Annotated in this window: 21 protein-coding genes; 14 read left to right on the top strand and 7 right to left on the bottom strand. The window is 70.9% G+C overall.

What is annotated here, in order from left to right; genetic code table 11:
- Positions 1–314 precede the first annotated feature (314 nt).
- The gene (locus ACH4SE_RS16615; RefSeq protein ID WP_398544086.1) at positions 315–1,382 is read left to right on the top strand and encodes a winged helix DNA-binding domain-containing protein; all 1,068 of its coding nucleotides are present in this window, start codon (positions 315–317) and stop codon (positions 1,380–1,382) included.
- 114 nt (positions 1,383–1,496) lie between these two features.
- On the top strand, positions 1,497–2,447 hold the full coding sequence (locus tag ACH4SE_RS16610) for a C45 family autoproteolytic acyltransferase/hydolase (RefSeq protein ID WP_398544085.1): 951 nt from the start codon (positions 1,497–1,499) through the stop codon (positions 2,445–2,447).
- Positions 2,448–2,481: 34 nt separating this feature from the next.
- Here the strand turns inward: ACH4SE_RS16610 and ACH4SE_RS16605 are convergent, their stop codons facing one another.
- The gene (locus tag ACH4SE_RS16605) at positions 2,482–2,817 is read right to left on the bottom strand and encodes a helix-turn-helix transcriptional regulator (RefSeq protein WP_398544084.1); all 336 of its coding nucleotides are present in this window, start codon (positions 2,815–2,817) and stop codon (positions 2,482–2,484) included.
- 192 nt (positions 2,818–3,009) lie between these two features.
- On the opposite strand from ACH4SE_RS16605, the gene ACH4SE_RS16600 reads away from it, so the two are divergent.
- The 4 genes from ACH4SE_RS16600 to ACH4SE_RS16585 all read left to right on the top strand — a co-directional run bounded on the left by ACH4SE_RS16600 (position 3,010) and on the right by ACH4SE_RS16585 (position 8,173).
- Positions 3,010–3,474, top strand: a complete 465-nt coding sequence (locus ACH4SE_RS16600) for an STAS domain-containing protein (RefSeq protein ID WP_398544083.1) — start codon at positions 3,010–3,012, stop codon at positions 3,472–3,474.
- Between the two features lie 174 nt (positions 3,475–3,648).
- Complete coding sequence (locus tag ACH4SE_RS16595; protein WP_398544082.1) at positions 3,649–5,193, top strand: FAD-dependent oxidoreductase; 1,545 nt, start codon at positions 3,649–3,651, stop codon at positions 5,191–5,193.
- A 201-nt stretch (positions 5,194–5,394) separates the two neighbouring features.
- Positions 5,395–7,185 carry an IlvD/Edd family dehydratase gene (locus ACH4SE_RS16590; RefSeq protein ID WP_398544081.1) on the top strand — a complete coding sequence of 597 codons (1,791 nt, stop codon included), beginning with the start codon at positions 5,395–5,397 and terminating at the stop codon, positions 7,183–7,185.
- Positions 7,172–8,173 carry a C-terminal binding protein gene (locus ACH4SE_RS16585; protein WP_398544080.1) on the top strand — a complete coding sequence of 334 codons (1,002 nt, stop codon included), beginning with the start codon at positions 7,172–7,174 and terminating at the stop codon, positions 8,171–8,173. Before ACH4SE_RS16590 ends, ACH4SE_RS16585 begins: the two co-directional genes overlap by 14 nt.
- An 83-nt stretch (positions 8,174–8,256) precedes the next feature.
- On the opposite strand, the gene ACH4SE_RS16580 is transcribed toward ACH4SE_RS16585, so the two are convergent.
- The 3 genes from ACH4SE_RS16580 to ACH4SE_RS16570 all read right to left on the bottom strand — a co-directional run bounded on the left by ACH4SE_RS16580 (position 8,257) and on the right by ACH4SE_RS16570 (position 12,121).
- A complete protein-coding gene (locus tag ACH4SE_RS16580; protein ID WP_398544079.1) occupies positions 8,257–8,709 on the bottom strand; it encodes a universal stress protein in 453 nt (150 codons plus the stop codon).
- Positions 8,710–8,855: 146 nt separating this feature from the next.
- A complete protein-coding gene (locus ACH4SE_RS16575; RefSeq protein WP_398544078.1) occupies positions 8,856–10,295 on the bottom strand; it encodes a glucose-6-phosphate dehydrogenase in 1,440 nt (479 codons plus the stop codon).
- On the bottom strand, positions 10,292–12,121 hold the full coding sequence (locus ACH4SE_RS16570) for a glycoside hydrolase family 15 protein (RefSeq protein WP_398544077.1): 1,830 nt from the start codon (positions 12,119–12,121) through the stop codon (positions 10,292–10,294). Before ACH4SE_RS16570 ends, ACH4SE_RS16575 begins: the two co-directional genes overlap by 4 nt.
- A gap of 595 nt (positions 12,122–12,716) precedes the next feature.
- Here ACH4SE_RS16570 and ACH4SE_RS16565 point away from each other — a divergent pair.
- The 6 genes from ACH4SE_RS16565 (at position 12,717) to ACH4SE_RS16540 (ending at position 16,074) form a co-directional block, all read left to right on the top strand.
- On the top strand, positions 12,717–12,971 hold the full coding sequence (locus tag ACH4SE_RS16565; protein WP_398544076.1) for a DUF6332 family protein: 255 nt from the start codon (positions 12,717–12,719) through the stop codon (positions 12,969–12,971).
- Between the two features lie 59 nt (positions 12,972–13,030).
- Positions 13,031–13,153, top strand: coding sequence for a hypothetical protein (locus tag ACH4SE_RS16560; protein WP_398544075.1), 123 nt, complete (start codon positions 13,031–13,033; stop codon positions 13,151–13,153).
- An 8-nt stretch (positions 13,154–13,161) separates the two neighbouring features.
- Positions 13,162–13,365 carry a hypothetical protein gene (locus ACH4SE_RS16555; protein ID WP_398544074.1) on the top strand — a complete coding sequence of 68 codons (204 nt, stop codon included), beginning with the start codon at positions 13,162–13,164 and terminating at the stop codon, positions 13,363–13,365.
- Positions 13,366–13,511: 146 nt separating this feature from the next.
- The gene (locus ACH4SE_RS16550) at positions 13,512–14,075 is read left to right on the top strand and encodes a hypothetical protein (protein ID WP_398544073.1); all 564 of its coding nucleotides are present in this window, start codon (positions 13,512–13,514) and stop codon (positions 14,073–14,075) included.
- 499 nt (positions 14,076–14,574) lie between these two features.
- Entirely contained in the window at positions 14,575–14,916 is a 342-nt protein-coding gene (locus ACH4SE_RS16545; RefSeq protein ID WP_398544072.1) for a hypothetical protein, read from the top strand.
- A 219-nt stretch (positions 14,917–15,135) separates the two neighbouring features.
- Positions 15,136–16,074: a phosphotransferase gene (locus tag ACH4SE_RS16540; RefSeq protein WP_398544071.1), complete on the top strand. Its 939-nt coding sequence runs from the start codon at positions 15,136–15,138 to the stop codon at positions 16,072–16,074.
- A gap of 10 nt (positions 16,075–16,084) precedes the next feature.
- On the opposite strand, the gene ACH4SE_RS16535 is transcribed toward ACH4SE_RS16540, so the two are convergent.
- Positions 16,085–17,326, bottom strand: a complete 1,242-nt coding sequence (locus ACH4SE_RS16535; protein ID WP_398544112.1) for a hypothetical protein — start codon at positions 17,324–17,326, stop codon at positions 16,085–16,087.
- A 390-nt stretch (positions 17,327–17,716) separates the two neighbouring features.
- Between ACH4SE_RS16535 and ACH4SE_RS16530 the strand changes: the two genes are divergently transcribed.
- Positions 17,717–18,223 carry a bifunctional DNA primase/polymerase gene (locus ACH4SE_RS16530; protein ID WP_398544111.1) on the top strand — a complete coding sequence of 169 codons (507 nt, stop codon included), beginning with the start codon at positions 17,717–17,719 and terminating at the stop codon, positions 18,221–18,223.
- Positions 18,224–18,338: 115 nt separating this feature from the next.
- Positions 18,339–18,506 carry a hypothetical protein gene (locus tag ACH4SE_RS16525; protein WP_398544070.1) on the top strand — a complete coding sequence of 56 codons (168 nt, stop codon included), beginning with the start codon at positions 18,339–18,341 and terminating at the stop codon, positions 18,504–18,506.
- A gap of 604 nt (positions 18,507–19,110) precedes the next feature.
- Here the strand turns inward: ACH4SE_RS16525 and ACH4SE_RS16520 are convergent.
- Positions 19,111–19,851 (bottom strand): MAE_28990/MAE_18760 family HEPN-like nuclease, encoded by a 741-nt coding sequence (locus ACH4SE_RS16520; protein ID WP_398544069.1) that lies wholly within the window; start codon positions 19,849–19,851, stop codon positions 19,111–19,113.
- A gap of 10 nt (positions 19,852–19,861) precedes the next feature.
- Positions 19,862–20,980, bottom strand: a complete 1,119-nt coding sequence (locus ACH4SE_RS16515; RefSeq protein WP_398544068.1) for a DUF262 domain-containing protein — start codon at positions 20,978–20,980, stop codon at positions 19,862–19,864.
- Between the last annotated feature and the right edge of the window lie 205 nt (positions 20,981–21,185).

Raw genomic sequence — 21,185 nt, 5'->3', positions numbered from 1 at the left:
GAGGACGACCCTCCGCCTTGCGATCGCACGCACCAGACACCGTCTGCCCCGCCCTCCGGGCGGACGACGGGACTTTGCGGACACGCCCTAGGGCGCGTGCCGAGCCGTGACCCATGGGTGGTCCGGGTGAGGTCTGCGATCCGGATCGTCGGGGCCGCGCCGGTGAGGACCGGCGAGGTGGCTGTCCGCGGTCCTCTCGTCCGAGGGGCGGTGCCTCGCCGCGTACGCGCCGGGTGTGCACGCGGCGCCTGGCGCGGGCGCTGCCGGATAAGGTCGGTGGGGCGGTCGGGCCGGCGGGCGGGGAGGCGGAGGCGGTGTCGGAGGCGGACGAGCGGCGGGTCCGGGAGCTGCGCGCCCGCGCGCAGGCGGTGGGCGGCGGGGTGCGCGAGGGCAGCCCGGCCGGCGTCGTACGGCGGGTGTTCGCCGTGCAGGCGCAGGACGCCGTGGCCGCCGCCCTGGGCATCCGCGTGCGCGGCCGCGGCATCACCGCGGAGGCGGTACGGGCCGCGTACGAGGACGAACGCAGCATCGTCCGGGGCTGGTTCCTGCGCGGGACCCTGCACACCGTGCCCGCCGCCGACGCCCGCTGGCTGCTGCGGCTGCTCGCCCCCGGCATCCTCGCCGCGACCGCCGGCCGCTACCGCCGGCTCGGCCTGGACGAAGCGCTGCTCGCCGCCTCCGACGACCTGCTGGGCCGGGAGGCCGCCGAGCACGGCCCGCGCACCCGGGCGGAACTGACGGCGGCACTCGCCCCCCTCGGTATCCCCGCGGACGGCCAGGAGTCCTTCCACCTCATCCGGCACGCCGCCCTCACCGGCGTGCTCTGCCACGGCCCGCAGCGTGACGGCGAGGCCGCGTACGTCCCCCTCGACGACTGGCTCCCGCCCGCCGCCGGACCCGAGGGCGACGCCGCCGTCGCCGAGCTCGCCCGCCGCTACCTCGCCGCCCACGCGCCCGCCGCCGCCGAGGACTTCGCCGCCTGGTCCGGCCTGCCCCTCACCCGCGCCCGCCGCGCCTGGCACACGCTGGCCGCGGAGGGCGCCACCGCCCCGTACGACGCGGCCCTCACCACGCTCGCCGCCGCACCCGCCGCCCCGCACCGCCCGGGCCCCCCGGACGTGCGCCTCCTGCCCGCCTACGACGGCTACTTCCTCGGCCACCGCACCCGGGACACCTCCGTCCCCGCCGCCCACCGGTCGCGCGTCCGGCCCGGCGGCGGTGTCATCCGCCCCACCGTCCTCGCCGACGGCCTGGCCCTCGCCACCTGGACCCGGGCCCCCTTCCGCCTTGCCCCCTTCGCCCCCCTCCCGCCCGGGGTCGTCGAGGGCCTCGACCGCGAGGCGGCGGCGGTGACGGCCTTCCTGCGGCCGTCCGGGTCCTGACGCGGCCGCCGCCCCCGGCAGGCGCGCGGCCGCCCCCGCGGGCGGGGCCGACTGGTGATTACCGGCCCAATTCACTACGGTGCACACCTCGTCCAGGGCTCGCAGGGGGAAGCGGTGGCCGTGCGGCAACAGCACAAGACCTTCCGGGCGATCGAGGTCGGCGACGGCGGCGACGGGCGGTGGGCCGCCTACTCCCGCCCCCTGTGGCGGGAGATGGAGGGCCTGCTGACCGCGGAGGGCCGGACCCCGCAGGGCGCGGAGCGCGTCCGGGCGCTGTTCCGTGCGCACATGCCGGAACTCGTCCCTGTCCTGGAGCGCCTGGCCGGCCGGCTCGACCGGCCCGGGGCGGAAGCCTTCCTCACCCACGCGGCACTGCGGCCGTTCTCCCAGGCCTGCACCCAGATCGGCCGGAACGGCACTCTGCTGCGCAATTACGACCTGCGGCCCGAGCAGTGCGAGGGGACCGTCGTCTCCTCGTGCTTCCTGCGGCCCGTGATCGGCATGCAGGACATGCTCTGGGGGCTGCTGGACGGGATGAACGACGCCGGTCTCGCGGTCTCGCTCACCTGGGGCGGCCGTACCGCCTACGGACGGGGTTTCTCCGTTCTCGTCGTGGTGCGCTACCTGCTGGAGACGTGCGGCACCGTCGACGAGGCGGTCGCCAGGCTGCGGTCCCTGCCCGTCGCCGTCCCCCAGAACCTCACCCTCGTCGATCCCGCGAAGGAGGTGACGGTGTTCGTGGGGCCGGACATACCGGTGACGGTGGCGCCGGACGCCTGCGCCGCCAACCACCAGCACCTTCCGGTGACCGGCGAGCAGGAGCGGGCGCTGGGGACGCAGGAGCGGCTGCGCGCCGTCCGCGCCGCGGGCACGGACGTGGCGGCGATGCTGAGGCCGCCGCTGTACCGGTCCGTCGACGAGCAGGGGTCGAGGACGCTCTACACGGCCCACTACCGGCCCGCCGAGGGCCGCGTGACGTACTACTGGCCCGGTGAGTCCTGGCAGCAGTCCTTCGGGGACTTCGCACCCGGATCCCGCACCGTGACCCTGGGCGGGGCGGGCTGAAGGGCCCGTCCGGGCGGGGCCGGGCCCGCGGCGCTCACGGTGCCTGCGCGGGGCCGGTCTGCTGGTGGGCTGCCGTGTCCAGGGAGAAGAGGGAGAGCAGCGCGGCGACGGTCTGGCCGGCGTCGGCGGGGTGGCGCAGCGACATGCCGGCGGCGACCTCGTAGGTGTTGGTGCGGCCCACGCGCGTGTGGCTGAGGTAGCCGTCCGACTCCAGGTCGGAGATGATCTTCTGGACGGCGCGCTGGGTCAGCATGCAGTTCGCGGCGATGTCGCGCACACGGATCTGCGGGTTGCGGGCGATCGTGGCCAGGACGCGCGCGTGGTTGGTCAGGAAGGTCCATCCGGTCCGGGGGCGGGCGGCGTCATCCATGCACGTCATCGTACGACACACAATTCAGGTCGGCTGAAACACGAATAGTGTTTCGCGCAAAACTTGACAGGCGTCGCCCGCGCCCAACAGGGTGGTGCATGACGCAGCATGCCCGCCCTCGCCGCCCGGAGCCCCGGTGGCCGCCCATCGCGGCGGGCCCGACGCAGGAATGACCAGTGGAGGTCGTAGCCGATGGCAGGTGCCGAGCAGCACCGGCGCGAAGGCGCGCAGCACGGCGATGACGGGCTCGCGCCGACGGCCCCGGCGGCTCCACGAGTGATCCGCCACCTGCGGTCCGGCCTGTCGATCCGGATGACCGACGTCCTCGGCCGCACCCGGATGACGGTCCGCGGGGAGATCGACCTCGACTGCGCCGAGACGCTCCACCAGGCGCTCACCAGCTGCCTCGCCGACACCCCCGCGGGCGTCGACGTCGACCTGGGCGCGGTGGACTTCTTCGACTGCGCCGGGCTGAACGTGCTGCTGCGGGCCCGCTCCGCGGCCCGGGCCGCGGGCGCGCAGCTGTGCCTGACGGCGATGTCGCCCGCGGTCGCCCGCCTGCTCGACCTCACCCGCTGCCGCGAGGCCTTCCCCCTCACCGCGCCGCAGCCCGCGGCCGCCGACGCGGCGGCCTGGCCCGAGGCCCGGCCGGCCTGACCGCCGCGTGAGCGGCGTCCGTCCCCCGGGAGCGGCGCCGCCACGACCCCGCGGGTGTGCGGCGGCGGCGCCGCGGAGGAGCTCCGCCGCGAAGGGCGGGCGGGGCACGCCGCCAGGCGGGCGAATCCGGTGAGCAGCGGGCGTGACCGGGCCGAGGAGGGGAACGCGCACAGCATGCCGACCGATGCCGCGCTGCCCGGCGCCGCCGAGTCCTACTGGATGAGCAGCACCGACGCGACGCGCTTCGCGCCCCTGACCGACGACGTCACCGTGGACGCCGTGGTGGTCGGCGGCGGCATCGCGGGTCTGAGCGCGGCCTGGGAACTGGCCGCGTCGGGACGCTCGGTCGCCGTCGTCGAGGCCGACCGGATCGCCGCCGGCGTCAGCGGCCACACCACGGCGAAGCTGACCGCCCAGCACGGCCTCGTCTACGGGCGGCTGCGCCGTACCCGCGGCGAGGACGGAGCGCGGCTGTACGCACGGTCGCAGCAGGACGCGGTCGAGCGGGTCGCCGAACTGGCGGGCACCCTGGGGATCGACTGCGCCTTCGAGCGGGCGTCCGCCTTCGCCTACACGCTGGACCCCGGCGCGCTCGCGGCCGTCAGGGACGAGGCGGCCGCGGCACGCGAGGCGGGCTTGGCCGCGGAGTACACCGGGCAGTGCGATCTTCCGTTCCCGGTGGCGGGCGCGGTACGGGTCGACGGGCAGGCGCAGTTCCACCCGCGTGCCTACCTGCTCGGCCTGGCGGCCGCCCTGACCGCCCGCGGCGGGACCGTCTACGAGCGCTCCAGGGTCACCGGCCTCACCGAGGGCGAACCCTGCCGGGTGACCACCGAGTCCGGCGCCACGGTGACGGCCCGGGACGTCGTCGTCGCCACCGGCTACCCCGTCTTCGACCGCGCCCTGCTCTTCACCAGGCTCTCCCCCCGCCGGGAACTCGTCGTGGCCGCGCCGCTCGACGCCGCTGCGGCCCCGCGGGGGATGTACATCACCGAGGACGGGGGCAAGCGCTCCGTGCGCACCGCGCCCCTGCCCGACGGGCGCCGCCTGCTCATCGTCACCGGGGAGGGCTTCACCCCCGGCGCCGGCCGGGTGGCGGAGCGCTTCCGGCGTCTGGACTCCTGGATGCACGAGCGCTTCCCTGTCGCGGGCACCGCCTACCGGTGGGCGGCGCAGGACAACGACCCGACCGACACCGTCGCCCTGGTCGGCCCCCTGCACCCCGGCGCGCGGCACACGTTCGTCGCCACCGGATTCGGCGGCTGGGGCATGAGCGGCGGCGTCATGGCCGGGCGGCTGCTGAGCGAGCTGATCGGCGGACGCCGCCCCGCGTGGGCCGGCCTCTACGACCCCGCCCGGATCGGCCCCGTCATCAGGGAGGCGCCGGCGCTGCTGCGCCAGCAGGCCGACGTGGCCCGGCACTTCCTCGGCGACCGCCTCCGCCCCGCCTCCGGCACCCTCGACGGCATCGCGCCCGGCGAGGGCGCGATCGTCCGCGTGGGCGGCCACCGGTGCGCCGTCCACCGCGCCGAGGACGGCACCCTGCACGCCGTGTCCGCGCGGTGCTCCCACCTCGGCTGCCTGGTGGCGTTCAACGCCGCGGAGTCCACCTGGGAGTGCCCCTGCCACGGCTCCCGTTTCGCCGTGGACGGCACCGTCCTGCAGGGCCCGGCCGTCCATCCCCTGGAGCCGCGCCCCGTCGACCCCGAACGGCCCTGACGGCCCGCCCGCGCGGCGAGGGCCCGTTCGCCCGCGCCGGACTGCGCATTGTGCGCACCGGGCGAATAATGGTGCGCAGTCCGGCAAAGCGGACCGCTCGTCCGTGATGCGTCCGCCGCTCGTGAGCGGAGGAGTTCTCCCGAACCACGGCAGCGCCCGGCCCGCCTGAGCGGAATCCGGTCGGTCGGTGAGGAGCTTTCTATGGCACAGGCGAACCGTGCGACGGAAACGCTGCGCAGTCAGGCCTGGTGGGACAACTCGGAGAACCCGGAGATGACCGCCCTGTACCTGGAGCGGTTCCTGAACTACGGTCTCACGGCGGGAGAACTCCAGTCGGGGCGGCCGATCATCGGCATCGCCCAGACGGGAAACGACCTCGTTCCCTGCAACCGGCACCATCTCGCCCTGGCCGACCGGGTCAGGGACGGCGTGCGCGACGGCGGCGGAATTCCCTTCGAATTCCCGGTCCACCCGCTGCAGGAGACGGGGAAGCGCCCCACCGCGGCGCTGGACCGCAACCTCGCCTACCTCGGGCTGGTCGAGGTGCTCTACGGATATCCGCTCGACGGCGTCGTCCTGACGACCGGCTGCGACAAGACGACGCCCGCGTGCCTGATGGCGGCGGCCACGGTGAACATTCCGGCGATCGTCCTGTCCGGAGGGCCGATGCTCAACGGCTACCACAAGGGCATGCGGACGGGCTCCGGACTGGTGATCTGGCAGTCGAAGCGGCTGCTCGCCCGCGGGCAGATCGACCACGAGGAGTACATGGCCCGCGTGGCCGCCTCCGCGCCCAGCACCGGGCACTGCAACACGATGGGCACCGCGCTGTCGATGAACAGCCTCGCCGAGGCCCTGGGCATGTCCCTGCCGGGCTGCGCGGCGATCCCGGCGCCGTACAACGAGCGGGCCCAGATGGCCTACGAGACGGGCCGCCGGGCGGTGGACCTCGTCCGGGAGGACCTGACCCCCCGCAAGGTCATGACCCGGCAGGCCTTCGAGAACGCGATCGTCGTGGCCTCCGCCGTCGCCGCGTCGACCAACGTGCCCATCCACGTCAACGCCATCGCGCGCCACGTGGGGGTGGACCTGTCCAACGAGGACTGGCACCGCGTCGGGGTGGACATCCCCGTCCTGGTGAACATGGCTCCGGCCGGGGAGTACCTCGGCGAGGACTTCTTCCGCGCCGGCGGCGTCCCGGCGGTCATGCGGTCGCTGCTGGACGCGGGGCACCTGCACGGCGACGTGCCCACCGTCTCGGGACGCACCGTGGCCGCGAACCTCGAAGCCGTCCCGCCCGCCGACCCCGAGGTCATCCGCCCCTTCGACGACCCCGTCACCCCGAGGGGCGGGCTCCTGGTGATGACGGGAAACCTGTTCGACTCCGCGATCATGAAGACGTCGGTGATCACCGACGGCTTCGGCGCCGGGCGCCGGGCGGGCGACGGCAGCGAGCCGGTCTTCGACCTCCGCGCCGTCGTCTTCGACGGACCCGAGGACTACCACGCGCGGATCGAGGACCCGGAACTGGGCATCGACGAGGACTGCATCCTCGTCATCCGCTACACCGGCCCGGTCGGATACCCGGGCTCGGCCGAAGTGGTCAACATGGAGCTCCCCGCCTCGCTGAGCCGCCGGGGCCTGGTCGCGCTGCCCACACTCGGTGACGGCCGCCAGAGCGGCACGTCCGACGCCCCCTCGATCCTCAACGCCAGCCCCGAGGCCGCCGTCGGCGGCAACCTCGCGATCCTGCGCACCGGCGACGGAATCCGGGTCGACCTGGGAAGGGCGCGGGTCGACGTCCTCCTGACGGACGAGGAGATCGCCGAGCGCTGGGCGCGGTACACGCCCCCGGCGCTGGAGCACCAGACGCCGTGGCAGGAGATCTACCGTTCCACGGTCGGCCAGCTGGACAGCGGGGGCTGCCTGGAACTCGCCGTGCCCTACCAGGACCTCGTCCACACGAAGGGGATTCCCCGTGACTCGCACTGACTCCGGCGACGTGATCCTGATCGCCGACTCCGACTTCGGCGACGTGGACATCGAACGCGCGATCATCGAGGGCGCCGGATTCCGGCTCTCCGCCGCGCAGTGCAAGAGCGAGGACGAGGTGATCGAGGCAGGCCGGGAGGCCGTCGGCGTCCTCACCCAGTACGCGCAGGTCGGCTCCCGCGCCGTCGACGCGCTGACCCGCTGCCGGGTGATCGCCCGCTACGGCACCGGCGTGGACATCGTCGACGTCGACGCCGCGACCCGGCGCGGCATCCAGGTCACGAACGCGCCGAACGAGTGGTGCGCCGAGGAGGTCGCCGACCACGCCGTGGCGCTCTGGCTCGCGGCGGCCCGCAAGATCTGCCGGTACGACCGGGCGACACGGGCGGGCGAATGGCACTGGAAGACGGGCCGGCCCGTGCGGAGGCTGCGGGGGCAGGTGCTGGGACTGCTGTCCTACGGCGCGATCGCCCGGCTCGTCGCCGAACGCGCGAAGGCCTTCGGCGTCGAGGTGTGGGCGCACGACCCCTTCGTCGACGCGTCCCGGATCCGGGCGGGCGGGGACCGGCCGGTCTCCTTCGACGAACTCGTGGAAGGCGCCGACCACCTGGTGATCCAGGCCCCGCTCACCCCGCAGACGCACCACACCTTCGACCGTGCGACACTCCGGCGGATGAAGCCGACCGCGGTCCTCGTCAACACCGCCCGCGGGCCCATCGTGCAGGACGCGGCGCTCCACGAGGCGCTGACCGAAGGGTGGATCGCCGGCGCGGCGCTGGACGACCTCGAGGAGGAGCCCGCGAAGCAGCGCGACTGGCGGCCGGCCAACCCCCTCTTCGACCTGCCCAACGTGATCGTCACCCCGCACGCGGCCTACTACTCCGAGGAAGCCGTCGCCACGGTACGGACCATCGCCGCCGAGGAGGCCGTGCGGGTCCTGACCGGGAAACCCGCCCGCCACCCCGTGAACGAGCCGGCGGGGTCCTGACGGGCTCCCGCCCGCACCCGCGGCGGTGACCGCGGGCGCGGCGCCCGTCAGGACCCCGCGGGTGCCGGGCCGCCGTCCGTCGCCTACCCGTCGCCGCGGATCACCACCACCGGGCACTCCGCACGCTGCACACAGTGCTGGGCGACCGAGCCGAGCAGCAGCCCCGAGACGCCTCCGAGCCCCCGGCTGCCGACGACCAGCAGTGACGCCCCCTCCGACGCGTCGAGCAGGACCCTGGCGGGGGTGCCGTAGCGGACCTCGGCCTCGATCTCCACCGGGCCCGGCGCCCCCTGGACCTCGGCGACCGCCTCCGTCAGCCTCCTGCGCGACCGCTCCTCCAGGGCGGCCGCGTCGCTGCTGCTCGGGGGCATCCACCGCGCGCCGTGCATCGCCGGGAAGTCCCAGGCGGTGACCGCCGTCACCACGCCACCGGTGAGCCCGGCGTAGTGCACACCCCAGCGAAGGGCCCGCTTCGCCACATCCGATCCGTCCACCCCGACCACGATGCGGCCGGTCTTCGGGGGCTGGTCCGCCATGCTGCTTCCTCCTCGTCGTGCGACGGGACGAGCTCGGCGGCGGGACTGCGTGCCCCGCCGTGCGCGCCACCGTCAGGTCTCCAGCGTCCCGCCCCCCGCCCGGGTCCGCAGGTGTGCCGCGGCCGGACGAGGGACGCGCGGTCCGCCTACGGGGTGTCCTCGGTGACCGGCGGAGCCGGGTCGTGGAGCAGGGCCTCCCGGCGCCGCCGGGTGTCGGCGGCGTCGATGCGGGCGGGCGGGCCGTCGGAGCCGGCCGGGTACTCCTCCAGCGGCACGAGGTCCTGCTCCCAGGCGGCGAGGACAGGCGCCACCACCCGCCAGGCCTCCTCGGCCTCGTCGCCGCGGAGGGAGAGGGCGGGGTCGCCGCGGAGGACGTCCAGCAGGAGCCGGCCGTAGGCGGGCAGCCCCGGCGGCTCCATCTGCGCGGTCAGCGACAGCGGCGCCAGCTCGTAGGCGTGGGCGCCGATGCCCGTCAGGTCCAGGGCCAGCCCCTCGGGTTCGAGGGTGAAGCGCAGCACGTTGGGCAGCTCCTCCCCGCCGTGCCCGAACGGCAGGTGCGGCACGGCGCGGAAGCGCACCGCGACCTCCTTGCGGTCCGCCCCCATCGCCTTGCCGCTGCGCAGCCGGAACCTCGTGCCCGCCCAGCGCCAGCTGTCCAGCTCCAGTTCCACCTCCGCGAAGGTCTCGGTACGGCGCCGCGGGTCGACCCCCTCCTCGTCGGCGTAGGCCGGGACGTCCCGGTCGCCGATCCGGCCGGCCAGGTACCGCGCGCGGCGCGTGCGCCGCACGACGCTGTCCTCGGTCAGCAGCCGCACCGACCGCAGGACGTCGACCTTCCGGTCGCGCAGGTCCCGCTCCCCGAGAGTGAGCGGCGGTTCCATCGCGACCAGGCAGAGCAGCTGCAGCAGGTGGTTCTGGAGCATGTCCTTCAGGGCCCCGACGTGGTCGTAGTACCCGGCCCGGCCCTCCAGCGCCAGGCTCTCGTCCCAGACGATGTCCACCTCGGCGATGTGCGTGCTGTTCCACAGCGGCTCCAGCACCCGGTTGGCCAGGCGGCTGCCCAGCACGTTCTGGACGGTCGTCATGGCCAGGAAGTGGTCGACCCGGAACACCGCCTCCTCCGGCACCACCTCGGCCAGCAGCCGGTTCAGCTGCCGGGCGCTGTCCAGGTCCTCACCGAAGGGCTTCTCCAGCACGATGCCGCTGCCCGCCGGAAGACCCGCCTCGTGCAGCGCCGTGACCGCGCGCGGGAAGAGCGCCGGCGGCAGGGCGAGGTACACGGCGACGGGGGTGTCCCCGGCGATGACGGCGGCGACGTCCGCCGGGTCCGCGGCGTCGGCCCGCACATACCGCGCCGACGCCGTGACCGCGTCCCTGACCCCCGCCGGGCACGACCCGGCGTGCCGGTCGAGCTGAGCCGCGATCCACTCCCGGAACTCCTCGCTGCTGAGCTCCTCCCGGCTCGCGCCGATCAGCTCGAAGTCGTCCCCGAGGTCGCCGGACTCGCGCAACGCGGCCAGTGCGGGCAGGAGGTACCGCGCGGTCAGGTCGCCCGTCGCGCCGAAGACGGCGAGCCGGCCGATCACCGTGCCCCTCCCGCCCTCGCGCGGGCGAGGTTCACGCCGCTGGCGATGACCCCGATGTGGCTGAACGCCTGGGGGAAGTTGCCCATGAACTCTCCTGTGGACGGATGGATCTGCTCCGACAGCAGCCCCAGCGGGCTCGCCCGGGCGCACAGCGACGCGTACAGCTCCTCGGCCTCCTCCAGGCGCCCCTGGGCGATCAGGTTGTCCACCAGCCAGAAACTGCACAGGAGGAACGCGCCCTCGTCGCCGGGCAGCCCGTCGGGCGCGTCGGTGTGCAGGTAGCGGTAGAGCAGCCCGCCGCCCGCGTCCAGGCGCTCGGCGACCGCCGTCGCCGTGGCCACCATCCGCGGGTGGCCGGCGGGGACGACCCGGCGCAGCGGCAGGGCGAGCAGGCTCGCGTCCAGGACGCCCCCGCCGTCCAGGTGCGCGCTGAGGGTCTTCGCGTCCTCGTCCCAGGACTGTTCGAGGATGAGCTCGCGCAGCCTGTCCGCCCCGGCACGCCAGCGCCCGATCGGGGCGGGCAGGCCGAGCCGCTCGCCGATGCCCGCCGCGCGGTCCAGCGCCACCTGGCACAGGCCGGCCGAGTAGGTGAAGACCCGGCCCTCGCTGCGGACCTCCCAGATGCCCTGGTCCGGCTGCTGCCAGGCACGCCCCGCGGTGTCGGCCAGCCGCGCCAGGTCCGCCCACAGGGCGGGCTGGATCTCGCCGCCGGAACGCAGCCACTGGTCGGCGCAGTCCAGGATCTCGCCGTACACGTCGTGCTGGCGCTGGTCCGTGGCGCCGTTGCCCCAGCGCACGGGGGCGGAGCGCCGGTAGCCCTCCAGCTCGCCGTCCTCGATCTCGTCCGGCACCGGACCGCCCGCGACGTCGTACATGATGCGCGGCCGCCCGCTGCTCTCGAAGGCGTCGAGCACCCACCCGAGGAAGGCGTCGGCCTCACCGCGGAACCCGATGCGCCGCAGCGCGAAGACGGCGAAGGCCGCGTCACGGACCCAGGCGTAGCGGTAGTCCCAGTTGCGGACCCCGCCGATCGGCGCCGGCAGCGACGAGGTGGGTGCCGCGACGAGCGAGCCGTTCGCCCAGTCGTCGCACATCTTCAGGGTGACCGCCGCCCGCCGGACCAGCGGCTCCTGCGGCCCCGCGTGGTCGAAGTGCTCCATCCAGCGCCGCCACGCCTGCGCGGTCGTCCGCAGCATCGCCTCCGTGTCGAACCGGTGGTGGCGGTGGAAGCGGCCCCAGGACAGCACGAGGTCCAGCTGCTCCCCCTGCCGCAGCTCGTGGGTGCCGTCCAGACCCGCCAGCGGGCGGTTGGACAGCAGGTGGAGCCGCACGTCCCGCCGCCGCGACGGCCGCACCTCCAGTCCGCTGAAGAGCGAGCGCACCTCCGCACCACCACGCGGCCGCAACTCCACCCGCAGGCGCACGGTCCCGTCCAGCACGACCGCGGAGCGCACGAGCTGCGCCCGCCCGGCCGGAGCGTCGTCGGTGAGGTCGGCACCGGAACGCAGCACCAGCGCGTCGGTGACACGCACCGTCCCGGTGCGGCCGCGCAGCTCCGTGACCAGCACCCCGGTGTCCGGAACGTAGTACTGCCGGGCTTCCACCGTGTCCTCGGGGGCCACGGAGAAGTGCCCGCCGCGCGCATGGTCCAGCAGGCCGACGAACAGCGGTTCGGAGTCGAACCGGGGCAGGCACAGCCACGAGATCGACCCGTCGAGACCGACCAGCGCGGCCGTCGCGCCGTCCCCGATCAGGCCGTGGTCCTCCAGCGGGAGACAGCCGTCCCGGCGCCGGACCGGCCGGAACGGTGGATCCGGGTCGTACATGCGTTTCCCCTTCCGAAGGCGCCCTTGTCGCGCTGTCCTGTTCCATGCGCCGGAAGCGGGATGTGCGCCGTGGAGGGCGACGCGTGGACGTCCGGCCGCGGCCCCGGCACGGTCACCCGCCCGGCGCCACGACCCCGGGCCCCTCGCGGGCCACCCGCGGCCGGTGCCGGGCCGCCCTGCCTGAAACCGTTACAGAGGTCGCACCGTGTCGCAATCCGGACGCGGCTCCCGTGGTACGCGCCGGACCCGGCCGGCCGTGGCCAGGACGTCGACGGGCTCGCCGCGAGCGGCGCCGTACGCCCCGCCGGCCGACCCCGGCGACGCCCAGGTGAAGCCTCGCCCCCTCCGGCGACCCGGGCAGCCCCCGCGCCATGGCCACCGGCCCCCTCCGGCCCCGCGCGGCGGCGAACCCAGCGAGCCGTCCGAGGATTCCGCGTCGGCCCCGACGGCGACCGGCACCCTGTGGGCCGCCGCCCGGTTCGTCACCGCACCGCCGCGGAACCGGAGCAGCCGTCTCCCTGGTGATCGAGTCGCCGCAGCAGCCGGCGGCCCCGCGCAGGGCACGGTGGCCTGACCGCGATGTGAGAATTGCGGCATGGACATGGGGCGCGAGTCGCGGTGGGAAAAGGACGCAATGACGGTGGAGATCGTTTTCGCCCTGGTGACCGCCGCCGTGCTGGCAGGGGTGATCTTCGCGGTCGCCTGGACACTCGCCCTGGCCCTCGGCCTCTCCGGCCCGGCCCGCCACAACGTGTCGGCGGGAGGCGCACTGCTCGGAGCGGCGGCCGGAGTGTGGCGACTGGTACGGGTGCTGCGCCGGTTCGACGCGCAGCGCCGGATGGGCCACTGACCACCCCTTCCCTGCGAGGCACTGGGAGAGGACGCGTTCAGGGCCGGGAGCACGTCGAGGTGTTCGGGCTGGCGGACGACGGGCGGGCGTTCCAGAGCGAGTACGGCAACGTCGTGGCGGCCTCCTCGTACTCGCGGATCTGGAAGCGGGCCCGGGAACTGGCCCTGTGCCGGGGCAGGTGACCTCGGTCATGGCTGCTCCGCCTTATGACCTGCGTCACGTCGGTGTCTCACAGTGGCTGAACTCCGGCGTGCCCGCGCCGGAAGTCGCCGCTCGCGCCGGCCATTCCGTGGATGTACTGCTGAGGATCTACGCGAAGTGCATCGACGGCCAGGAGGCGGAGATGAACGATCGCACCATGCGGGGGCTTGGCGAAGAGGAAGCGGACACCTGACGGGTTGGCCCATCATCTGGCGAACGACGAGGGCCCCTGGACGTGTCCGGGGCTCTCGTCGTGCCGTGAGAAATCGGTTCGTCGAACGACGTGCTGTGAGCATCATGGTCACCGGTGACGACGAATAGCCGGGAGGAGCGGTGTCCGTGAGCGGGGACTCGGCCTTGACCACGCTGTGGCAGCAGCAGTGGCCGTACTGCCTTCCGGTCGGGTACAAGCTTCGGGGCCCTTATCGGGACGTCTGGGTGCGCTTTCACAGCCTGCCCGAGTCGAAGAGGTATGCAGAGGACGAGGCCGAGTACGCCATCGTCCTGGACCGCTACAACACCGTTCTCGACGAACTGTTCGCAGGTGCGGACGTGTACGTGATCATCCCGGTGTGGACGGCCGGACCCGAGGTCCCGCCTTCCCGGCCGGGTGCCGACTACTGGTGCGGTCTGCTGGCGGAGGACGACCCCGACCCGGACTTCCGCACGTACTCCCACCTCTTCGTTGAACGTCGCCTCTGGCAGCGCGGCTGCATCGATGAGCTGCTGCGCGACGTGGCCGACGACAAGGTAGGGGGCGTCATGATCACCGACATCGGTATGCGGCGCATTTATCACCCCTACGACGGTGGCGCCGATGTCTTTGGCGCTACATCCCGAGAACGGGACAGTATCCGGGATCGTCATGTCGACTGGCTCTCCAGCCACCCGTCCGGACTCTGAACCACTCGATCTGTGTTCTCACCAGCCCCGTGAAGTGCGCGAACGAGCCCAAGATCCACGCTCTATTACAACGTGATCGCTGACATCGGGCTGCGTTCGGCCGCTCTCGGCTGCGCACGGGCCGAGAAAGCAAAAACCTCGCGGTCAGCGTTTCGGCTGGTCGCGAGGCGGATGTTCAACTGTCTGAATCGCCACCTGGGTGCCACCGGCAGGATTCGAACCTGCGCACACGGCTCCGGAGGCTGCGACGCCTGCCGCTGGGCCCGGGGTGCTGAGCTGGGCGCTCGGCGGTTCGGGTGACCCGGAACGGCTTGATCATTACGCCCCTATGACGTGAGGCCCGGTCACTGGAGAGTGACGCGGTCCGCGAGGCCGACGGTAGGGCGAGGGGCGGTCAGCGCACGGACGAGTGAGGTGCGGCTTGGGTCCAACGCCGTGCACCTGCTCGCTGACCGTCACGCGTTCACTTGCTACGGCTCTGGTGCCTCATAATCCGCCCGTGGACGTATCTGATGGTGGGCAGGAGCTGGATCCCCAGTGGAGCGATGTCGGCAACAACGTCTGCGGTGTTGTCGACGACTGCCGGGTCGCCTACGCCGCTGCCGGCGCCTTCGTCAGCGCTGGCTGGTCACGCCGCTCGTCGTCCTGGCACGGGTGGGAGGTGGAGATCAGTTGGGGACAGATCGAGCTTGACCCGATCGAGGGGCGGAAAGTCCTCCTGAACGGCGTCATCGACCCTCAGCGCGTGGATGACCTCGCCAGCCTGCTCAGCTCCTTCGGCCTGCGGTTCACCCTGGAGCTGTACAGCGACACCGACTTGGTGCGGGAGATACGAGTATGAGCCGCGAGGCGCGAACGAGGGCCCTGGATCCGTCCAGGGCCTCGACGTGGTGCGATTCGAAGCTGCGCACACGGTGCGGAAGGCGGGAAGGCCCACGTTCCGTTCGGGTGGCTGAGCTGGGTGCTTGGCCGTTCGGGTGGCCCGGAACGGCTTGATCATTACGCCCCTATGACGTGAAGCCGATCCCGGGGGAGAGGAGCGGCCCGTAGGGTCGATGGCATGGCGAGCGGCGGTGCGGGTGCGAACGTGACGGGCACGGACGGATCGGGCTTCACGGTCGAGGCGGCGAAGCTCGCGCTGGAAGCGGCGTGCGGGGAGGTGGGTCTCGACGCCGCCGGGGCGCGGTTGATCCGGCTGGGATCCAACACCGTGTACGCGCTCGCCGGCGGCCACGTCATCGTTCGCATCGCTGCGCCGGAGGTGGATCTGGCCGAGGTGGAACGGGCCGTCGCCGTAGCCAGGTGGCTCGCAGATGCCGACGTTCCGGCCAACCGCCTAGTGCCGGGCATCGCTCAGCCGCGCGTCGTCCAGGGGCACGCCGCGACGTACTGGGAGAGCGTCCAGGACGAGGAGGAGTACGCCACGCTCCCTGAGCTGGCGGACCTGCTCAAACAGCTGCACTGGCTGGAGGAACCGGAGTCGCTGTGGCTGCCGTACTTCGACCCGCTGCCGAAGGTGCGTTCCGGCCTGGCGGGGCTGGGCGCCGGCGTGCGGCCGGATGACGCGGACTTCCTCCGCGAGCGCGCGGACCAGCTGGAGGCGGAGTACGCCCGGCTCGACTTCGTCCTGCCCTTCGGCCTGATCCACGGAGACGCGAACATCGGCAATGTGCTCCGCGACCGCGCGGGCCGGGCCGTCCTCATCGACCTCGACGGCTTCGCGCTCGCCCCGCGCGAGTGGGACCTGATCCAGACGGCGCTCTTCTACGACCGCTTCGGCTGGCACACCGCCGACGAGTACGAGTCGTTCGTCGACCACTACGGCTTCGACGTCATGAACTGGCCCGGCTACGAGGTGCTGGCCGACCTGCGCGAGCTGATGATGACGCTCTGGCTGGGCGGCAAGGCCGGAGCGGAGCGCAAGGCGGCGGAGGAGTTCGCGCGCCGTGTCGAGTCCATCCGTACCGATGGCGACCGGCGGCTCTGGCAACCGTTCTGACCGTGCGTCCTTACACGTCGGGCGTGCTCTCGGCCGCTGTCCACAACCGGTGCTCGGCCGCTTGCTCGTGCAGGTCCCGTACGTGTGCGTTCGTCCGCACGGCTGCGAGCGCGGTGCGGAACTCCGCGAGGTAGCTGATGGCTCGGGCCGAGCGGAGCTGCCCGCCCAGGTCGAGAGCGTCCAGCGCGACGCGGCACGCCTCCTCGACGTCTCCGGCGCGAAGGTGCGCGTCTGCCAGGACCATTGTCGCGAAGAAGTCGCTGCGGACATGGCTCCCGCTCATGGCGTTCCCCGCGTGCTCCACGGACCGCTGAGCGCTGTTGATGTCGCGGAAGCAGTGGGCGGCCTCGGCGGACAGCTCGGCGTCGTCGAAGTAGGTGATCCACTCCGGCTCGTCGGCGTGGTTGCGACGGTCCAGGGACCGTTCGGATTCGCTGAGCGCCTGCTGAGCCCCGCGATGGTCGGAGGTACGCGCGAGGGCCCGCGCCTCCATCGCCCAGAACTGAGCCGTCAGCGTCGGCGTGGCCACTCCGGAAATGCCCATCCGGGCGGCTCGGGCAAGCGTCGCGGCATCGTTGAACCGGCCTACGAAGGTTGCCTGGTGGCTCATCGCTGAGAGGACGCTTCCCGCCAGCCGCCGGTCATTCGCGTCCTGTGCGAGCCGGAGGGCGGGGAGGTAGTAGTGCTGGGCCAGGGCATGGTGGCCGGCGTCGTACGACATCCAACCGGCGAAGCGCAGCGCTTCCGCGACCGTGGCGAAGAGGGCCCGGCCGACCGACTCCGTGTAGGTGCCGTGCAGCAGGGGCGCCACGTCGTGGCTGAGGTATTGGATCACCGCTCTGCGGGCGTGACCACCGCCAAAGCGGTCGTCGAGTGCGGCGAAGGTATCCGCCGTGGCCTTCACCACGGCGACGTCGGCCATCCCGACCCGCACCCCGCCTCGGTCGCCGGTCGCCGGGGCGTTCTGCTGCTCCGGGGTTACCAGCCACCGTAATGAAGCGTCGGCCCACGCTCGATCCGAGACCTGCCCAGAAGGCGGGGCGTCAGCGAGATCTGCACGCCACAGTTCCGTCACGGCGGTGAGGGCGGCCTCGGAGCTGTCCGGATACCGTGGCTCGGCGGGGGCGTTCGAGTCCGGCTGTCTCAGCCCGAGTTCGGCTGGTGGAATTCCCAATGCGTCTTCCAGGAGCGCACCGTAGAACTCATCGGGTTGGCTGTGCCCGTTCTCCCAACTCGCGATGCGGCGTTTCACGCTGGCGTCCGACGGAAGTACCTGCACACGCCGCGCTGCTGCGCGCCGCATTTCGCTGACAAGCCGAAGCTGTCCCCAGCCATGCGAAAGACGGGCGCTCCGGATCACGTCGGCGACTCGGATACTCAGGTCCTCCACCGCGTCCTTCCCGCTAGCCGCGCGAGTGGCTTGGGCCATCACTGTACGCGCGTGCACGGCTACATCTCCGCTGGTCAACCATGTCCCGCCCTTCGAGGGATGACGTGGGGACGTGTGTAGACCGGCACGTCATCCGGGCGTCACCCCTGACGTCACCCGTCGTCATCTGCCCTGCTCAGGGCAACCGCCTGACGCTGGATGGCAGCGGCGGAAGGACCGTCGCCGGGTGGCATGGGGTGATGGCGCGTGCAGATGGTGACGCGGCGGAGCATCGACTGGCTCTGCGAGGCTTCCGACGATCCGCAGCAGTTCCGCATGGTCTGGTCGGACGATCCGCGCCAGCCTCAAGTGGTAGCGACGGGAGCGCTGTTCGACGTCGTGGCGACGGACCAGCAGCTCGGCATCGAGGCGCTGGACCAGCTCCGGCGGCGGGGGATGCCGGTCAGCGCGGTGCTGATCGACCGCGCGGCCCGCCGCACCGGCTTCATGGTGCCGCCCGACACCCAGGGCGTCTTCGAGCGGACACTGGCCCGCGAAACGTCGGAACCCTTGCCCTACCGCTACCTCGGCGACGGCTCGTACGTCGTCCTGCCGGGCCCCGTCCCCCTGCCCGGCGACCGCTTCGAGTGGCTGAACCCGTTGAAGCGCCGCCAGCACTGCTCGCCACTCCAGACGGTCGCCCTCGCCGTGATGCTGGCGGCCTCCGCCGACTTGATCGCGCGGGCCGAGCAGTACGGGCTGGAGCCGGCCAGTGGGTAGAGGACGACTCGGCGGCGAGGGGCGAGAGCGTGACCGCCCCGGTGATCGACAGCGAGCAATGGAGGGAGGCCCGCAAGCTGCCACCACCTTGCGGGAATCTCTCAGGCTGGCTGGCTTGGAGAGGGATGTTCCGTACCTGCGCGCCGATCTGAACGCCTTCGGCCAGGGATACGTGGAGCTGGGCCGCGTGGCCCCGCACACCGCTGAACGCCTTGCGGAACTCCTGCGTCGTGGCCTCGCGTTCCTCGGTGCTGCCCCCGCCAAGGAGGGAGAGCCGACATGACCGACCCTCGCGGCGCCTGCGCCCCACCCGCGGGCACCCTCGCCCCCGGCGTCCCCGACGTTCGCGGCTGGGTGGAGGTACCGAGACCCTAGCCGAACAACTGGTCCTCGCCGACCTGGCGGACGGCATCGCATCCTTGCGTGCGGACGTCAACACCCTCGGCGACGGCGTGGTGAGCCTGGGCAGATCCTCCCGGAAACCGCCCTCCGCCTCTCGGTCCGGGCTCCTCGCTGAAAAGTTGGACGAGTGGTCCAAGGAGGACGCGGCGGCCGTGGCGGCCAGCCCCTGACTATCGCAAGCAAGTAGCGCTTCGGCCTCCCGGCCGGGACCGGCGCCCCAGCGCCGCAGCCCGGACGGGAGGCCGAACCCTGCCGCCATCTGGATGTATGCAATCCCTGGCTGAAGACAAAAGCGGGTTGATCACGCTACGCCGAATGGTCCTCTTAAAACAACCGGGCCTTTCGGGGTCCCTGGTCAACGCCTAGCCTTTCTTGGCACCATGCTTCGCAGCCACGAAGCCAGGACGTCCACGTGGTTGTAAAACATGGAAACGGTCCGAGTTGACTTCCCCTGGATCTGCAGGGAACTAGGAGCTGTTCGAAATTCACCGCAGGGAGCAGCAACGGGAAATCGTTTGCTGAAGGACGGTGGATATGCATTCCGCGACATCTTTGAGGAAAATTAGATAGCCTTCCACTTCGAACCTTGTTGGCTTCTCGGACCTATCGCCGTGCGCTATCTTGTTTCGCCTGTTTACGATTTCTTCGAGTTTTACTCCTACTTTGATTCGTGTTGCGTCATCCCCGCGGTCGGAAATTGCCTGGTTTACGTGAGTTTCCATCTTGTTCACAATGTCCTGAACATCAAGAAGAGAGAAAACGCTGTCCAGAACTTCGGGGCGAGCATTGGTGAATTGTCGAGTTAGCACTCGAGAAGAGAGAATCCGTGGGTTGATTGTCCGATCTGAATCCCAGAGAGGTGCGTAGGCGGAGAATAGTCTGCGGGTTTTGTGAATTCGGTCAGGTCCTGTTGTGCCAAAAATTTCTTGTATCCGCTCACGGGTGTGCAGCTCGAGCAAGCCCTCCGGGATACGGCGAGTCGGGGGTTGCGCTGCGCAAATTTCGTCAATCAATTCTGTAAGGGCCGATTTAACGAATCCCTCGAAATGTGAGACCAGCATCACCATGGCCGAGCGATTGACTGCGTTCACTAGATCGCGATGCTGCGATTGAACGGAGACGCCACCCCCAGCCAATGGTTGCGACGGTGCTGCGGCAAGTAGGGTTTCAACTTCGCCCAGACTGTCAAGGAACTCGGAAAGGGCCCCGAGAGGGATATCGGCCATGCCCGTCCGCCTAGTCCGGAAGCTTAGGAAGATTGCAGCGTACGCCGAGCTTTACCAATCCTCTGGCGAAGGCTGAGATGCGGCCGTGCATTCGGGTCCGGTCAGCCGTCGCACGACCGATGGCGGTCTGGAAACTTTCCCGATCCAGTAGCTCTGTTCGTAGCTCCATGACCTCATCAGCCTTACTTACAGCAGCACGTCTATCCGCGTACGCAAGAGGTAGCATGATGGAGTCAAACAGCGCTTTATTGAAGGCGCCGAGCTTTTCGTCCTTGACTAGCCTGAATCCTTCGGACCCGAAGATCTGGTAAACCGTCTCACATGTCTCGATGAAGACACGTACGGCGTCGCCGTCCGGAGTCCCCGTGCGATGCTTCCGCATGTACTTATTCAGCAGCTGGCGCAGTGGGGGGCGATATCCCTCCAGGTCCTCGTACAAAGAAAAAAAGCGCAGCGCGAGTTCTTCGTAGGCCATTCGGCTATTCTTGAGCCCGCCGAGGATTCGGAAGAATCGTGGGTTTTCTGCTAGCTCCTTGAGGAAGGTATTGAGCTCCCCGCGGTAGATGCAGTTTCTGAGTTCTTGGGCAGCCAGCATTGCTGACCCCGTGTTTAGGCGTTCAAAAACGTCAAATTTAATGTCTGGATGGGAGTCATCAGTGATGACGATGCAACGAACAGTCCTGTTGCTGAGTCTCCGCTGCTCTTTCAGCGGAAGCTCTTCGTAATGGAGGCCCTCGAATTCACTAACGACCGAGACGCCACGCAGTGGAAATTTTCCGGTAAGGAAATCTTTGATTGTCTGGATTCGCTGGAGTCCATCAATTACCTCATAGGTTCCGTCTTCATTTTCTGCGAAATAACAGACGGGGACGGGGATATTCAGGAGGAAACTCTCAATTAGCCTACTGGCTTTCGATCTGTCCCATACGTATTTCCTCTGATATTCGATGCTCAAGAGGAGCCGTTTCCTCTCGATGTCATCGACCAGAGTGGAGAGCGACAAGTCGTATGGTTGGGTCACGAGCCGCCGCTCCTCTAGCGGCACGGAAAGAGGCTCTGACTGCTCCGCAGTCACATCCTCTTCTTCTGCGTCCTCGAACAGGGGGGTCTGGTCAGGCTGCGTTGCCACTACGCGGGTTCACCTCATCGTCGGTTCTTTTCGGTGCTGACGAGAGAACTGTAGATCGCATCAGCGTGCTCGAGCACGGGTTCGTCCGAACTCGCAGTGTTAGGCCAGGACGTTTCCCTTCTCCGAGGACATGTAGCTGATCTCTGTGTGCGCGGCACGCGCGCTGGCTGGGCTGGAGCGGCGAGCGGAGCGAGCCGGCTTGATG

Origin of the sequence: Streptomyces sp. NPDC020983 (assembly GCF_044333485.1) — a bacterium.
In the GTDB taxonomy this organism is placed as follows: Bacteria; Actinomycetota; Actinomycetes; order Streptomycetales; family Streptomycetaceae; genus Actinacidiphila.
This window is presented reverse-complemented; position numbering and strand designations above follow the sequence as displayed.

Bases quoted from the DNA above. Each gene is read 5' to 3' on its own strand.
- ACH4SE_RS16605 (WP_398544084.1), bottom strand. From the start codon at position 2,817: ATGGATGACGCCGCCCGCCCCCGGACCGGATGGACCTTCCTGACCAAC.
- ACH4SE_RS16600 (WP_398544083.1), top strand. From the start codon at position 3,010: ATGGCAGGTGCCGAGCAGCACCGGCGCGAAGGCGCGCAGCACGGCGAT.
- ACH4SE_RS16595 (WP_398544082.1), top strand. From the start codon at position 3,649: ATGCCGACCGATGCCGCGCTGCCCGGCGCCGCCGAGTCCTACTGGATG.
- ACH4SE_RS16590 (WP_398544081.1), top strand. From the start codon at position 5,395: ATGGCACAGGCGAACCGTGCGACGGAAACGCTGCGCAGTCAGGCCTGG.
- ACH4SE_RS16580 (WP_398544079.1), bottom strand. From the start codon at position 8,709: ATGGCGGACCAGCCCCCGAAGACCGGCCGCATCGTGGTCGGGGTGGAC.
- ACH4SE_RS16570 (WP_398544077.1), bottom strand. From the start codon at position 12,121: ATGTACGACCCGGATCCACCGTTCCGGCCGGTCCGGCGCCGGGACGGC.
- ACH4SE_RS16565 (WP_398544076.1), top strand. From the start codon at position 12,717: ATGGACATGGGGCGCGAGTCGCGGTGGGAAAAGGACGCAATGACGGTG.
- ACH4SE_RS16555 (WP_398544074.1), top strand. From the start codon at position 13,162: ATGGCTGCTCCGCCTTATGACCTGCGTCACGTCGGTGTCTCACAGTGG.
- ACH4SE_RS16540 (WP_398544071.1), top strand. From the start codon at position 15,136: ATGGCGAGCGGCGGTGCGGGTGCGAACGTGACGGGCACGGACGGATCG.
- ACH4SE_RS16530 (WP_398544111.1), top strand. From the start codon at position 17,717: ATGGTGACGCGGCGGAGCATCGACTGGCTCTGCGAGGCTTCCGACGAT.
- ACH4SE_RS16520 (WP_398544069.1), bottom strand. From the start codon at position 19,851: ATGGCCGATATCCCTCTCGGGGCCCTTTCCGAGTTCCTTGACAGTCTG.